Raw genomic sequence first — 14,654 nt, forward strand, 5'->3', positions numbered from 1 at the left:
TCAAGGTGGATGTTGAATCACCGGAGAAGCTCGTCGTCACATCACAATCGATTCATCGATCACGGGACGTGCTCTAGCCCAGTTAGTGCACCCGCCTGCCGGACAGATTCAGGTCCAAGAAAACTCCTGCCACAATGTTAAAGTGGACCGATTGGTGAGAGGGCCTTCTCCGAGGAATTACGGTCGTGACTTTGGCGCGGTAATTGCGCAAGAGACTTCGATGCCGATACTACAAATCGATAATTCCAAGTTGTATCGCTTTTATAGCTGCTGTAGTTCTGCTGATAGTATCTAGCTTTCTCATTACGTTCTTTATGTGGAAGTTAACAGTGTTTACGGATATACCTAAAATTTGTCCAATTTCCCAGGAGGATTTCCCTTTGGCCGTCCACAGGATACACTCCTTTTCTCTTGGAGAAAGGGTGGGTGTCTCCTCGAAACCGCTGATCCGCCGGTGTTCCACAGTCTCTCCTCCGCAGTGGTTTGCAGAATGTTGTCACTGGGCACGAAACTGCCAGGGTGAAGGCTACGGCTCTGCGCGGCTTGCTGGGCAGCTCTGAATCCACACCGCTCTAGCATCTGATTGCAATTGTCGAGGTTATTTTACCTTAAACTTGTATTTCGTCACCGTTCTGCGAGCGCAACATAGGCAATACGGAGTACATATTATGGTATTTTTCGTCGCGTGAATTTAGTACGGTATTGAATGTGCTTAGACGGCAAAAGACAATTTCAAGGAGAAAAGTCGAAACCCCACGGCGTTCTCAGCGGAGTGTCAAAAATAATCGTGTTTATTAATTAGGTCTCAGAGTCGGTCTCGAAACTAACGGATGAGCGGTTCTTTGCAGCAGTTCCGCCATTGCGACGAGGATCATGGCCTGGGAGACGTCGAGCGCTGCTCGTAGTCGCGCACGAGGCGTTGCCGCCGGGCATCCAGCCGAAGGTGCGTTAGATCACCCAGCGGCGCGGCAGAAGTCGAGATAGGCGGCCCTTGCCATGAGCTTGAGCTGATCGCGGTCGGCGAAGTGCTTGACCCAGGGCCAGCGCTTGCGGACGCCGGCGAGAATGGACCTGCGCCGGCGCTGTTGGAGATATCGGCCGGCGTCAGGGTGACCATCAAGAGCCGCCCGTCGGTCGCATTCCGACGCAACGCCATCACTAGGTGGCAATCCTTGCCGCCTTGGCGCCGTGCAGGCAAGTATCCCGGGACACCGCTCCTGCGACTGGGATCGCCTACCCGGACGCGTGTGACTCCCGCGCAGGAGATCCGCTCCGGCATCGCGCGTTTCGGAACCCTGGCCCGAAGAGGTAATCAGAAGCTTCAACGGAGCGTGTCTGGATTCGTCTTCCGGCAAGAGGTCTAGGAAGTTCAACTTGCGCAGTCGGCGCGAAGGTCGAACGAGTTCCGGTTTAATTGCGGCGTGTTGTCGAGCGTCTTTGTTCGTTTGCCGAAACTAATATCAAACGCCGGTTCATATACTTCAATATGAAACTTTCTAGGCAAAGATGTTAAGCAATAGTAATTCTCAATTTATAATGCGATGCGCATTCTTATTGAATTAACGATGTTGTCGTCGCCGAAAACATGTTAGAAAATACTTATGTCAAGCCATCGCCGATGGGAGATGCATCACGGGCAAGGATGTGACTGCTAAGTTTCCAGGCGCCTCACACGGCCAAACACCAAGGGATGAACGATTATGGACGCGCTACCACTAATTTCACTGGCGAAACTGGGGGCCGATGCAACGGAACGTGGAGAGCAACGGCGCCTACAAATGGCCTGCCAGGATTACGGGTTCTTCTACCTTGTCGAGCATGGCATTCCGAAGGAGCAGATCGCGCAAGCCATCGAGGCCTCCCGGCGGTTCTTTGCTTTGCCACAGTCGGTCAAGGAACGCTTCGGTCACGCAGCTCAAGGGATCTATCCCACTATCGCCCGTGGATACAGTCCATTGCACGGGGAAATCCTACATCCCGACGCCGGCCGCGATCCGAAGGAAGTGTTCGATCTCGGAATCGACAACGAAGGCGACCGCCGTCCGTTTGGCGGGAGCACGCTGTTTCCGGATGAGGCCTTGGCTCCTGGTTTCGCGCGAAGCCTGCTTGCCTTGCAGGCTACCGTGCTCCGCGAAGTCGTCCCGCAGCTCGGAACCGCGCTTGCCGAGGTGATCGGTTTGGAACAGGGCTGGTTCCAACGGCACTTCAGCCCGCCGACGCTCGAGCAACGCGTAATTCGGTATCCAGCTCGCGGCGGCACCTGCGCCAAGCACACCGATGGTGGCTTCTTCACGCTGCTGCTGCAGGAGGAACTCCCCACCCGGTCGTTGCAGGTGTGGTTGCGCGGGCGCTGGATGCCGGTGCCGAGCCTGCCGGACAGTCTCGTAGTCAATTTGGGCGATATGCTTCAGGTCTTGAGCGACGACCGCTTCAAGAGTACGCCGCATCAGGTCGCTCACAATGGTCTGACCGACCGAATTTCGCTTCCCTTCTTTATCTATCCCGACGTCGACGCGCGCCTGACTTCGCGGGAAGGGCGCCACGCCTTCAGTGTCGCGGAAATGATGCTGCGCAATTACGAGTCAGTCGAAACAGGGAATGGCGCCGGGCGCGCGCGAGAATTGCAGTAAGTGTCCGGTATTCCTAGGCTGCCTAACTCATGGCGACGACCACCTCGAGGGTGATGCGCTGGGAGAACTCACGCAAAATTTTATCCGTCCCGCGTCGCGCGTATAGCGCGGCGGCAGGCGGACGGAAGGCGTTTGTAGTCATGTTCCTTGCAGCGCTTAGACAACCTTCGAGAACAGAAAAATACTCATGTTCGTGAGCCATGATCTCACCTATGCGTTGCAGGCGACCCAGAATTGGGTCAGCGATCTGGCGTGGAGACTTCGTTGGCATGATCGCGAGCGGGTTTTCTTAGCTTTGATCGCTACGCTGCACGCGCTGCGCGACTGCCTGGGTCGCGACGAGGCCGTGTACATGGGTGCGCAGCTGCCAGCCTTACTGCGCGGCTTTTACTACGAGGGTTGGCATCCCGGCCGCCGCGCCATAGCCAAAAACCGGAATTCGTTTCTCGATCGGATCCACGACGGCGTCCACCGCGACCCGGCAGTGGATCCGGAAGAGGTCGCCCGCTCGGTCCTAGGCCAATTGGCGGACCGTTTGTCTGCAGCAGAGATCGAAGAGGCCAAAGCTGCTACTCCGAGAGTTCTGCATGACCTTTGGCCAACCTGAGAGACTTGTGCCCTATCAGCGTATACGCGAAGCCAACGTACCTCTGCATCCTGGCGAATACCTTGAGCGCTCCTTTCACTTGTCGGGTTTCCATCAGCACGAACTCGAAGCCGCCCAACCAATGATTGTGACAGCGGGCTAGCCTCCAATCCGATCACCTCTATTGATCGAAGGCTGGGGGGAGTTGCGGGGTGCCTCTGGTTCACTTGAACCTGAGCCCTTGACGATCCTTCCAAGTTCGCTGATCGGCGGACCGACGAATTGGCGGCACCTCCAATTCTGCTAGAAGCTTCAAAGATCGCCGGCATGCGGATCCCGGCCCCAACCTCTCCTGAACCTGCAGAGCGAGGCCTTGCATTCCGCGACGCATATCGGTCCGGCCGACCGCCATCCAGATCGCACCTCGCTTGGAACCGGGATCATGAAATTCCTAGCTTCTTCACCATCGCCCCACCAGTGTTGGCGGCGTGGTCAGCGGAATCCGCAGCCGCACCTCCCCGGCGACGCCACTTCTAGGTCAGGCTGGTCGCGACATCGTACTGACGCGCCACCGCCGCAACTGTGGCCCCCGGCGCAAATGCCGCGGCCAGTATCCGGCGATCCGACACTGATCCGCTTCGTTCCAACGCCGACGCCGACACCGCTCCGGCCCCGTCAATAAACGTCACATGGCTCATGCTGTGCTGCTAACTACGCTCGTAAGGACGACTTAAGGGCGCAGCCTCGCCACGTAAAGGCTGCCTTCGCCGGAGGCGTACGAAGCTTCAGTTCATCCATCTCCTCCAATCCTGATACGGGAGAGCTGCAGCTTGCCCGCTGCATTGCAGGGGTTTAGCGACACGCCCCACAATTTGTCGGAGCAGAAGACTACGGCGCAGCGACACAGATCGCGGGACATGAGGGCTTAGGCGCAGCGGTCATGGCCTTGTTCCCGAGCAGCCGACTGACGCGAGCCAATTATAGGCGCCAGAACGTCTGGGACTGCTCTGCCGAACAACACTATCCCTAACGGCAACCACGCCTCCATTAACGCTCATTAAGCATCGCGTCTGACATCTTTTCTGCGACCATGACTGATGGGATATTCGTGTTTGCTCTAGGGCAAAATGGCATCACCGACGCATCGGCAACTCTCAAGCCTGCCACTCGGTGGACGCGACCGAACGGATCCGTAACACTAGTTGGGTCCATAATAGGTCCCATCCGGCAAGTTGAAGTCGGATGGAAGTTTCCAAAGACATTCTGGCGTATAAAGCTTTCAAGAAGCTCGTCGCTCTGGAGGAGGTCTGATATGGTGCGACCATCAGTGATCACAGACTTTATGAGGTTTCGACGCAACCACGTGGAATGATCCATAAGCGTTGCGACAATGGAAGTGAGTCCCAAATTGAGGCGACTGTACTTGCTGATCCGCTTTGCTCGCCCAGTCCAGGTAGAAGGAAATGGGTCGAGGGCGACCGGCACCAGCGCTTTGTGCTCAAGCAGCTGTGCTACAAACCGAAACGCCTCCTTCAATCGCTCAGCATCGCGTTTGTCGCTCAACATATTGAAATTCACTTCCGGCTCAGTAGCATGAGAAGAATTCTTGAGCGAAACCGTTCCTGTTGAGTAGACGCGGTTGACCCAAAAAGCCAAGCTGCCAAGGCGCTTGCCGATCGGATGCCACGCCGACTTTGCGAGGGCTGAGATGGCCATATCTGTTGACGGGCAGCCCTCGTAGCCTGACGAGTAACGAGCATGCATCTGAATGTAGCCGGTCGCGTTAGCCGCCATGCGATCGTCCGGGCTCAGATACGCTGAGATGGCGACCCCGGGGTGTTCTTGAAGATTTTTCCCGACGCCATTTATATCTGCGACAATTGGAATGCCGAGGTTTAGTAGCTGCTCAGCTGGACCGATCCCGGATCGCATCAGTAAGGCAGGCGAATGAATGGCCCCGGCACACAGGACAACCGTTGACGCGCGATAGGAGGGCCGGCCATTCTTACTTTCGGTCTCCACGCCAGTTATTTGTCGTGCTGAAGAGGTTAGCCGTACGACCGTGGTCTCGGGCAGGATTGTCAGGTTGGGCCGAGCTCGGACGCTCTCCGACAAATAGGCCATCGCAGCTGAGACGCGACGACCGTTGCGGTTCGTCAATGGAACAACTGAGTGGCCATCGCCAAACTCGCTGTTAAAGTCTGGTCGGAACGGTATACCTCTGTCCTCATAAGCCCTCGATACAGCGCGAATAAAGCCAGACCATTCTGCTTTACGCACGCGGCTAATCGGCAGTGGACCGTTGTTGCCATGAAATTCATTGTCAAAGTCTAGATCGCACTCAAGTCGGCGGAAGTATGGGAGGACACCTGCCCAATCCCAGCCCGTCGCACCGGTAGACGCCCACTCGTCATAGTCCGCGGGGCCTCCCCGATTAGCTACCTGAGCATTAATGCTAGAGCCGCCGCCCATGACTCGGGCTTGCTCATAGTGGGTGCGCCTGCTGACGTCCTGCACTATGGTCGCCTTGAGTGACGGCCACTGGTAACGAGGATTGTAGTAAGCCCTCGTAGGATTGCCATCGAGGATATCATCAGGGATGGCATCAGGGGAAAAGTCAGGACCAGCTTCAATGAGCAGGACGCGACTTCCGTTGGCCGATAGCCTGTTCGCTATGACACATCCGGAGGAGCCACCACCGACGATTATATAGTCAAATAACAAAGCCGGTCCCTCGCTTCCATCTGTATACTCCGACAAGGGGTAGCAGGTGTGACTTCGGCAAATTGCCTCCTCGACGCGGGCGCCATCCGCCGCTCAATCATCGAGAACGGGGCAAATATCGACGCGTCCGGTTACTTCGGCCAGGCAGTCGGGCACCCGCAGGTCCCTCGCACAAGCGACAGGCTGTCGCCACGACACCCGCAAGGTCCTTGCCAACTTGATCCGCCTCTCTATGCATTGGCCCAAACTGACCCCATTGAGCAGGTCTTAACCGAGGTCAGGGACCTAAGGCCGCCGCCTGCACGGTCGAAACTGTCATAGTCGCCATCGGCCAACTTCTCGAGCTCTTCACTCGGCCGGAATGTTGTCAACTAATTCAGCAACGCCGGCTAGGCGTATGCCTAAAAGCAGAAAGCTCTAGCGTCTTAGCCACGGTGACTTTAATGAGCCGGGACAATTCGCGTCGCGTTAGCCAAACAAGCCAATCATCCTCTTCGATGCCGCGGTCAGGTAAACTCAAAATGGCCCCGTTCGCTTCTCCGTGGAGATAACCATACTGATCGGCGACTCCCTTCTCAACTGACCAAGTAGGGACAAGGGCATAAATGAAATCGGGTGACCATTTCACCCACGCCAACCCAAATGCAATACCCGCAAACGTTCTTGGTAATCCCTGCCCCCTAAAATCCTCTCGGAGCCATATATCGCCGTGATAAGCTACCAATCGGGTTATTTTTTGAGCGGTGGGCGCCCGGCAAATGCATGAGGAGCCTGAGCCAGCGAGGCTCTTTGGATTCGCGTAGAAGGCTTTCAATGACTCTAGGTGTCTAGCCAAGTTGGTGGCCGTCAAATCGTCCACCCGAAGCGCCTGAACATGCGCTACTTTGCCAGATCGGTCTTCTCCGACAATCCAAAACGCACGACCAGCGTCAAGCTGCGAACAATCTGGCCGGAAGTTCGGATCTGTACGGGCCTTTCCAACAATACTTGCGGTAATCTCAGCGTACTCTTCGAAATTTTCACCCATCCTGAATAGCAAACCTGATTTGCGAGCTGCGTCATCAAGGAAAGAAATGTATTTTGACGCGTCAAAAATTGTAACATGATCACTCAATTGCGAGTTCCTCGCGTTGAAGCCCAATTCTCTAATGAGCAGCCCATAGACTCAACCTGTCCGCATTCGCCGTCACGCAAATCACCGGCGCAGTGAATCAAGGGCCAGGCTTTCGAGGTGTCCATCCGAGGCCAGCGACAGGCACGCGTCAGAAACCAGAACGTCAGTACGATAAGTCTTACGGACCCGAAAATCACCCACGCGTTTTGGTAGGTCTCACGAAGGGGAATACGGACTATCTAAGTGCCTTGGCTTTGTCCGGTAGAAGATGCGCACTGACATCCCAGCAATGTGTTGGCTTGAGCGAGGAGCTGTCTTGTTGTGAGGTAGCCCCTGATGGGAGGCATGGTGCCGATGGTGTAACCTGGATTTGCCGGGTCTGACGTGCCCAGCGCTCCCAGTGGACTTCTTTGACGTCAGCATTACTGCTGAAGCGGGCCGGAAGCCTGGACTCGCCATAGTGAACACAACGTAAGGAACGTTCGATCACCAAGGAGGAACCAGATATGGTCGACAGGATCTTTGACCGCTGCAATGCAGTGTATGTTAAAAACGTTCCCTGCAAAGGTCGCGGCGTATTTGCAAATGTTCCATTCAAGGCGGGAGATGTAATTGATCGCGCCCCAACATGGGGGTTCGAAGGTGATGAAGCAGACATGTTGAATCGTACAGGATTGCTCGAGTACTACTTTGTGAGAGATGATCCTCTGCGAGAAAGAGCTAATATGGTGGTGGGGTACGTTGTCTTCGGTTTTATCTCGTTAGTGAATCATTCTTCGAACCCAAACGCACAAACATTCTGGACCGATGGAGACGCCGGCGCGTGGGCAAGTATTGTTGCAATAAAAGATATAATGGTGGACGAAGAAATTACTCATCGCTACAAGAATATCCCGGATTACCCTTCAAAGGTCAAATTCATCGAATGAACGCAAAGAGCTGCGCGGCGATATAGAGCCTTTCACCGCCCAGACGTGCGGGTGAGCTTCAGGCGCACCGCAAAGGGCTCTCCACGTGTAGCGGCCACGCTTATCGATCGTGACCGGCGTCACGGTCAAGCCAAGGACCTTATCAGGCCATCGGGTGCCGACCAAAGCCGCCCCGAGGAGGTCACTACGTGAAGCGGCGGCAGCGCCGATGGGATGTCGAAAGAGGACTGGAATGGCTAATACAGACGTGACCAAAAATTATATCGATGGCAAGTGGCGAGATTCCTTGTCCGGTACACGGATCGAGGTCGATGACCCGTCGAATGCCGAGACGATTGCCGTCGTAGCAGAAGCAGGGCCCGAAGATGTCGAAATCGCCGTTGCTGCCGCTCATCGCGTCTTTCGCGACCGCGTTCTCATAGATATGCATCCCTATGATCGTGGGCAAATGCTGTTTCGCGTTGCCGATGCACTCGAAGCTCGTAGCGACGAGATCGCGACAATTAACTGCGCCGAGACGGGGAAGGCACTGGATCTCGCCCACGACGAAGTTCGGACCGCCATTAGATACCTGAGGTACTATGGTGGCCTGGCCGACAAGCTCGAAGGTCGTTCGATCCCGCGTGGGGCCAATTTAGTCGACTATACTGTCAGAAGTCCTTTCGGCGTGTCCGCCCAGATCGTCCCCTGGAATGGTCCACTAGAACTGACGGCGCGTTCGTTGGCGTGCGCCATCGCAACCGGCAACTCCGTGGTGGTGAAGTCGCCAGAGCTGGCTCCCTTGTCCGGAGTTGAAATCGCACTTGCCTGCGAGAGTGCGGGGCTGCCTGCCGGAGCAGTCAATGTGCTCAGCGGCTACGGGCAAACGGCAGGCCAGGCGCTGATCAACCATCCGGATGTTCGCCACATCGTCTTCACGGGCTCAATGGCAACAGGGCGAACGGTCCTCAAGACCGCATCGGACCGTATCGTGCCCTGCATCATGGAACTGGGCGGCAAGTCGGCTGCGGTTGTGTATTCCGATGTCGATCTTGATGGCGTCGTAGAAGCGGTGCGCATTGGGACCTTTCTAAATGCCGGCCAGAATTGCAATAACCTTACACGACTGCTTGTGGAACGTTCTGTTGCAGACGAACTAGTAGAGAGAGTGAAGGTCTGCGTCGAAGGACTGTCGGTTGGTCCAGGACGCGAGAACTGCGAAATCACCCCCTTGATCTCAGAAAGGCAGCGACAGGGAGTCGAACGAGCCTGCCAGACAGCCCTCTCGCAAGGGGCACGGCTTGTGACCGGCGGAACTGCACTGTCGGAGCGGAGCGGCTATTTCATGGCGGCCACGGTTTTTGCCGATGTTGGGCAAGAGAGTAGTCTCTTCCAGAAAGAAGTCTTCGGCCCTGTTCTTGCCGTCACTGCGTTCGATGATCCGGTAATGGCCGTCGATCTAGCGAACGGCACCGATCAGGGCTTGGCTGCGGGCGTGTTCACGCGGGATCTTGACCTAGCGCTTTGGACCGCCGATCAGCTTTGGGCTGGCCAAGTGTACGTGAACGGATGGTATATCGGCGGCGTCGAGACGCCGTTCGGTGGAGTAAAACAGTCCGGCTACGGCAGGGAGAAGGGGAGGGAAGCACTGGACGGCTACGTTCAGACGAGAAACGTCGGCATCCGGATCTCGCAACCATCATCCGGATCAAGCAGCAGCAGGCAGAGGCGCGCAAAATAACATAGTCGATCCTATCCGCCAGCCTAAAGTGTCGCGGCGGAGATCCAGTCCCTGTCGAACTGTGAATTGTAGGTGGCGAAGTCGAGGGCAATATAGGGGGCGGCGTTCGCCCAAGGCAGGGCGCATTAGCCGTGGCCAGACACAGTCTGAGGCACATCCGAGGGAGTTTTTGATGCAAGTAGTCAAAGGTCCGCAGGTATTCCCGCGCTCGGAATATCTGTGCAGGCTTAATGCGGTGAAAGCGAAGATGGCTGAGCGTGATATCACCGCGGTTGTCGTCACAGACAACGCACATATAACTTACCTCACGGGGTCGGTTGCTCGCTCTTATGACGCGCGCGGTCTTGTCATCCTTGGCTGGCGGGAAGAGCCGGTCTTCATCCTGCGCTGGATGGACGTTGCTGCGGCCGTCCAGGAAACGTTCATGGAACGTGACAGCATTATAGGCTACTCAGAAGATTTGATGGGTGACCCGGACAAGGACGGTCACGATGCGGTGATTGACTTCCTGTTGGATCAGGGACTGGGGCAGTGCGGCATTGGGTTCGAGATGTGCAACTTGACGCTCTACTCCGGTGAAAAGTTCAAGTGGCGTTTGCCGCAGGCCCGCATGGATGACTTTTCGACCGTGGTAACCCGAATCCGCACGCTCAAGTCGGATCTCGAGATTAGCGTTATGCGCGAAGCGGCTGCCATTTCGGATGCAGGTGTGCTTAGGGCCGCCGAAGTTATGCGCCCCGGTGTGCGGGAGGCAGATGCCATCGCCGAAATTGTCGGGACGCTCGTCCGCGGAGCAAACGGCAAACCCGGAACTTGGATCGCAACCCCCTACCTCTGCGCCACATCCCGAGTTGGAAATCCGCATACCACCTGGAGTGAGGACACCCTCCGCGAAGGTTCACAGGTCAATCTCGAAATAGCTGGCGTCCGACATGACTACCACGCTCCGATCTGCCGGACCTATATCCTGGACAAACCGTCCGATCGCTTGCTGCGTATCCATGAAGCCCAACTCGCCGGCCTTGAGGCGGGGCTGAATGTAATCCGCGCCGGCGCCGTCAGCGGAGAAGTGGCCGAAATGATTCACAGCACGACCGAGAAGCACGGATTCAAGAAGCGGTCGCGCGCCGGATACTCCATGGGTATCAACTGGATGGAAAACACGACCAGCCTTAAGCTGGGCGATACCACGGTTCTCGAGCCCAACATGACCTTCCACTTGCATCTTGGTTCCTGGGTCGAGGAAGACTTCGGCTATGTACTTAGCGAAAGCATTCGCGTCACCGAATCCGGCGTCGAGGTTCTTACAAAGGCGCCGCGTCAACTTTTCGTATTGGACTGAGCGCGCGAACAGCATCCCTCAAACGCTCAACATACTGGCGCCCTGTCATGCCGACTGAGCGCCCGGTTATCGGCCCGTGCAACATTAAAGGAAAGTTTCTAAGCCCCCTCGCTCACTCGCCGCTGCACTAGGTCGCACAAAGCAGCCCTTTGTGCCGCTATATTCACGAAGTGGGCACTGAATGGTCAGCCATCAACGATGGGCAAGTTGCACCAACCAGGGTTACCGGGGCGCAATGTTAAGCCGCATAGCAAGGCAATCGCCGCATCATGATCTATGTCATCGGATGGATATGAAGTCGCCTCACGGTGACCAGCGGCGAGAAAGAACGGAGCGAATTACTAATGAACAAGTGGCAATACGTTGAGCACAGGGGTGATCTGTTCAGGCGTGCTGTTCTGAAGGGTATGGCTGCTTTGGGTGTGGCGGCGCTGGCAACCGCCTGGTTCGCCGGTTCCGCCTCGGCGCAGTCCCTACTCGAGAAGATCGAGAGCGGAGGGACGATCCGGATCGGCTTCTCCAACACCCCTCCCTCGGCCTATCCGGGCAAAAACAACGAGCCGCTCGGCTTCTTCATCGCCATCACGCTCGACATCCTCAAGAAGCTCGGCACCACCAAGATCGAGCCGATAGTCGCGGAATGGGGCTCGCTCATTCCTGGCCTGCAGGCGGGTCGCTTCGACATCATCACCGGCGGCATGTACATCCTGCCCGAGCGTTGCCGCAATGTGCTGTTCTCCGAATCGATCGGAAAGTTCACCGAGGGCCTGCTTGTGCTGAAGGGCAATCCTGAAGACCTGCACTCCTTCGGCGATATCCGTGACAAGGGCCTAACGTTGGTCACCGCCGCCGGCTACGAGACGGTTAAGACCGCCAAAGACGTCGGCATTCCGGAAAATCGTATCATACAAGTCGCCGGCCCGGCCGAAATCCTGCAGGCGGTGAAAGCCGGCCGCGCGGCCGGGGGCTCGGCCTTCTACTTCACCGTGAAGGATCTCGCCGACAAGGACGCCAGCGTCGAACTGGCCGATCCGTACAGCCCGGCGGAAAAACCTGGCTACTCCGGTATCGCCTTCCTGCCCAACCAGCAGGCCGAGGTCGACGCCTTCAACAAGGTGTTGAAGGACTATATCGGCTCAGACGAGATGATGAAGTCGGTCGGCAAGTACGGCTACACTAAAATCCACCTGCCGGATGGCACCACGACCGCCGAGCTTTGCAAGGAGTGATGCCCGGCGTCAGCAGTTTTCCAAACCTGATGCGCCTCCCCGGTCATGGCAGGGGAGGCGCTCGGCGGGGAGCAAGGACATGAACGAATTCGCGCTTGGCTTCAGCGTGGCGGCGCTCGTCAAGGGCGCTCTGATCACGCTTGTCGTAACCTTCAGCGCATCTCTGGTTGCGATTGTACTCGGGCTGATCGCTGGCCTGCTCCGGGTCTCTCCCCTTTGGCCGCTGCGCTGGTTTGCGGTTGGCTATATCGAATTCTTCCGCGGAACTTCGCTTCTGGTGCAGGTGTACTTGTTGTTCTTTGTGCTGCCGATCTTCGGCGTCGCCCTAGCGCCGTGGACCGTCGCAATTTTCGGCATCGGCATGAACGTCTCCGCGTACGGCGCCGAGCTGGTACGCGCTGCCATCCAGGCGGTCGACCGCGGCCAGTATGAAGCGAGCATCGCGCTCAACTTCCCACGGCTCACTATGATGCGCCGCATCGTGTTGCCGCAGGCGGTCCGGATCATGCTGCCGCCCTGGGGCAACCTACTGATCGAGCTGCTTAAGTCGACCTCGCTCATCTTCTTCATCACCATCACCGAGCTTACAGCCGCCTCCAAGCTGGCAGCCGACGCCACAGGCAACTACCTGCTGTTCTTCGCGGTGGCGCTGTTTGGCTACTACGTCATCGCGCGCGCCCTGATCACTCCTTTCGTGCGCTGGCTGGAGCGTCGTCTATCAAGTGGCTTCGTGCGGCAGGTGCTGTCATGAGCATATGGGACTGGTCCTACGTCTGGGAAGCGTTGCCGTACCTTTACCGCGGCGCGATTGTTACGGTTCAGGCTACACTGCTCGGCTTCGCGATCGCGCTGGTGCTGGGCCTGGTCTTCGCGCTGATCCGCCAGTCGCCGAACCGCTACGTGTCCACAGCCGTGACGGAGATCGTGGAGTTCATCCGCTCCACCCCGCTGCTGCTGCAGGTGTTCTTCGTCTATTTCGTGGGACCGCAGTTTGGTATCGTCATCCCCACCTGGATCGCTGGCATCGGCGTGCTCGGCATCCACTACGCCGCTTATTGCTCAGAGGTGTATCGTGCCGGCATTCTGGCTGTGGAAGAAGGCCAGTGGGAGGCATGCACGGCGCTCAACCTGTCGAGGCGACGAACCTGGCGCACCATCATCCTGCCGCAGGCGATCCCGCCCATCGCGCCCGGCCTGGGCAACTACTTTGTCGGCATGTTCAAGGAGACGCCGATCCTAGCGGCCATCGCGATCCTGGAGATGTTGCAGCAGGCGAAGAATTTCGGGGCCGAGCACTACCGCTATACCGAGGCCATAATCATGGCCGGCTTCTTCTTTCTCGTGTTCAGCTTGGTCGCTTCCGCCATCTTGCAATCGGTTAGCCTGTGGCTCAACCGCCGCTATCATTTGCAGTAGGAGGTCCGTCATGAGCGAGCCAAGAGTCCGCTTCGAGAACTTCGCAATACGCTATGGAGCGCTGCCCGTGCTGGACAATCCCGACATCCCGTGCAACGGGAAGGTCATGAACGAACCTATGGTCCGCTTCGAGAACGTCACAAAACGCTACGGCGCGCTGACGGTGCTTAATGAACTCAATCTCAACATTTCCCGCGCCGAGAAGGTTTGCATCATCGGCCCTTCTGGGTCGGGCAAGACCACGGTGTTGCGCATGCTCATGACGCTGGAGCGCATTGACAGGGGGGTGATATGGGTCGACGGTGAGCCGCTGACGCACGTGCAGAAGAGGGGCCAGATGGTGCCGGCGGGCGATCGGCATCTCAGGCGCGTGCGCGGCAAGATCGGTATGGTCTTTCAGCACTTTAATCTGTTCCCGCACATGACGGCGCTGCAAAACTGCATAGAGGCGCCGGTTTCCGTGCTCGGGCTACCGAAGAAGGAGGCTGAGGCGCGCGCCGCCGAACTGCTCGACATGGTGGGGCTCAGCGACAAGAAGAATCACTTCCCCATCCAGCTTTCCGGGGGACAGAAGCAGCGCGTGGCGATCGCTCGTGCGCTGGCCATGCGGCCCAAGGTAATGCTGTTCGACGAAGTGACCTCGGCGCTCGATCCGGAGCTGATCGGGGAGGTGCTCAACGTTATCCGCAAGCTCGGCGCCGAGCTTGACCTCACTATGCTGATGGTCACGCACCAGATGGGCTTCGCGAAGGAATTCTCCGACCGGGTCTGTTTCTTCTACGGCGGCAAGATCGTCGAGCAGGGCCCGCCCGACCAGCTCTTAGGCAATCCGCAAAACGAGCGGACGCGGCAGTTCCTCAGCGCCGTACTGGAGGCGAAATACCTAGCGCCGCCGGACGGTAGGAGCCCGACCGCATCATCCTCACCCCGGCCGTATACTGGCGGCGCGGCTCATGTTTAGGCG

11 protein-coding genes and 2 pseudogenes are annotated in these 14,654 nt (G+C 57.3%); 9 read left to right on the forward strand and 4 right to left on the reverse strand.

The annotated features are described in order from the left end of the window. Window positions 1-229 precede the first annotated feature (229 nt). Entirely contained in the window at window positions 230-463 is a 234-nt protein-coding gene (locus tag AC0L25_RS22385; RefSeq protein WP_473597512.1) for a helix-turn-helix transcriptional regulator, read from the reverse strand. 331 nt (window positions 464-794) lie between these two features. Further along, a pseudogene (locus tag AC0L25_RS22390) lies at window positions 795-1,204 on the reverse strand (transposase family protein); the annotation flags it as partial. 496 nt (window positions 1,205-1,700) lie between these two features. Between AC0L25_RS22390 and AC0L25_RS22395 the strand changes: the two are divergent. Then, a complete protein-coding gene (locus tag AC0L25_RS22395; RefSeq protein WP_473597513.1) occupies window positions 1,701-2,630 on the forward strand; it encodes a 2-oxoglutarate and iron-dependent oxygenase domain-containing protein in 930 nt (309 codons plus the stop codon). A 187-nt stretch (window positions 2,631-2,817) separates the two neighbouring features. Further along, on the forward strand, window positions 2,818-3,237 hold the full coding sequence (locus tag AC0L25_RS22400) for a DUF2267 domain-containing protein (RefSeq protein WP_473597514.1): 420 nt from the start codon (window positions 2,818-2,820) through the stop codon (window positions 3,235-3,237). Window positions 3,238-4,263: 1,026 nt separating this feature from the next. On the opposite strand, the gene AC0L25_RS22405 is transcribed toward AC0L25_RS22400, so the two are convergent. Then, window positions 4,264-5,940, reverse strand: a complete 1,677-nt coding sequence (locus tag AC0L25_RS22405; RefSeq protein ID WP_473597515.1) for a GMC family oxidoreductase — start codon at window positions 5,938-5,940, stop codon at window positions 4,264-4,266. A 376-nt stretch (window positions 5,941-6,316) separates the two neighbouring features. After that, entirely contained in the window at window positions 6,317-7,054 is a 738-nt protein-coding gene (locus tag AC0L25_RS22410) for a hypothetical protein (RefSeq protein WP_473597516.1), read from the reverse strand. 506 nt (window positions 7,055-7,560) lie between these two features. Here AC0L25_RS22410 and AC0L25_RS22415 point away from each other — a divergent pair. The 7 genes and pseudogenes from AC0L25_RS22415 to ehuA all read left to right on the forward strand — a co-directional run. Next, complete coding sequence (locus AC0L25_RS22415) at window positions 7,561-7,983, forward strand: SET domain-containing protein-lysine N-methyltransferase (protein ID WP_473597517.1); 423 nt, start codon at window positions 7,561-7,563, stop codon at window positions 7,981-7,983. Window positions 7,984-8,215: 232 nt separating this feature from the next. Then, window positions 8,216-9,703 (forward strand): aldehyde dehydrogenase family protein, encoded by a 1,488-nt coding sequence (locus AC0L25_RS22420; protein ID WP_473597518.1) that lies wholly within the window; start codon window positions 8,216-8,218, stop codon window positions 9,701-9,703. A gap of 172 nt (window positions 9,704-9,875) precedes the next feature. Continuing rightward, window positions 9,876-11,045 (forward strand): M24 family metallopeptidase, encoded by a 1,170-nt coding sequence (locus tag AC0L25_RS22425; protein WP_473597519.1) that lies wholly within the window; start codon window positions 9,876-9,878, stop codon window positions 11,043-11,045. Window positions 11,046-11,389: 344 nt separating this feature from the next. Continuing rightward, window positions 11,390-12,274 (forward strand): ectoine/hydroxyectoine ABC transporter substrate-binding protein EhuB, encoded by an 885-nt coding sequence (gene ehuB, locus AC0L25_RS22430; RefSeq protein ID WP_473597520.1) that lies wholly within the window; start codon window positions 11,390-11,392, stop codon window positions 12,272-12,274. 79 nt (window positions 12,275-12,353) lie between these two features. After that, complete coding sequence (ehuC, locus tag AC0L25_RS22435; protein ID WP_473597521.1) at window positions 12,354-13,025, forward strand: ectoine/hydroxyectoine ABC transporter permease subunit EhuC; 672 nt, start codon at window positions 12,354-12,356, stop codon at window positions 13,023-13,025. Next, a complete protein-coding gene (ehuD, locus tag AC0L25_RS22440; RefSeq protein WP_473597522.1) occupies window positions 13,022-13,690 on the forward strand; it encodes an ectoine/hydroxyectoine ABC transporter permease subunit EhuD in 669 nt (222 codons plus the stop codon). The genes ehuC and ehuD overlap by 4 nt, the downstream gene beginning before the upstream one ends. A gap of 106 nt (window positions 13,691-13,796) precedes the next feature. Beyond that, window positions 13,797-14,567 (forward strand): annotated as a pseudogene (ehuA, locus tag AC0L25_RS22445) (ectoine/hydroxyectoine ABC transporter ATP-binding protein EhuA); the annotation flags it as partial. Window positions 14,568-14,654 lie beyond the last annotated feature (87 nt).

It is taken from the genome of Mesorhizobium sp. WSM4813, from assembly GCF_055811555.1.

Excerpts from the sequence above, each read along its gene's own strand:
- AC0L25_RS22395 (WP_473597513.1), top strand. The coding sequence starts at position 1,701 with ATGGACGCGCTACCACTAATTTCACTGGCGAAACTGGGGGCCGATGCA.
- AC0L25_RS22400 (WP_473597514.1), top strand. The coding sequence starts at position 2,818 with ATGTTCGTGAGCCATGATCTCACCTATGCGTTGCAGGCGACCCAGAAT.
- AC0L25_RS22415 (WP_473597517.1), top strand. The coding sequence starts at position 7,561 with ATGGTCGACAGGATCTTTGACCGCTGCAATGCAGTGTATGTTAAAAAC.
- AC0L25_RS22420 (WP_473597518.1), top strand. The coding sequence starts at position 8,216 with ATGGCTAATACAGACGTGACCAAAAATTATATCGATGGCAAGTGGCGA.
- AC0L25_RS22425 (WP_473597519.1), top strand. The coding sequence starts at position 9,876 with ATGCAAGTAGTCAAAGGTCCGCAGGTATTCCCGCGCTCGGAATATCTG.
- ehuB (WP_473597520.1), top strand. The coding sequence starts at position 11,390 with ATGAACAAGTGGCAATACGTTGAGCACAGGGGTGATCTGTTCAGGCGT.
- ehuC (WP_473597521.1), top strand. The coding sequence starts at position 12,354 with ATGAACGAATTCGCGCTTGGCTTCAGCGTGGCGGCGCTCGTCAAGGGC.
- ehuD (WP_473597522.1), top strand. The coding sequence starts at position 13,022 with ATGAGCATATGGGACTGGTCCTACGTCTGGGAAGCGTTGCCGTACCTT.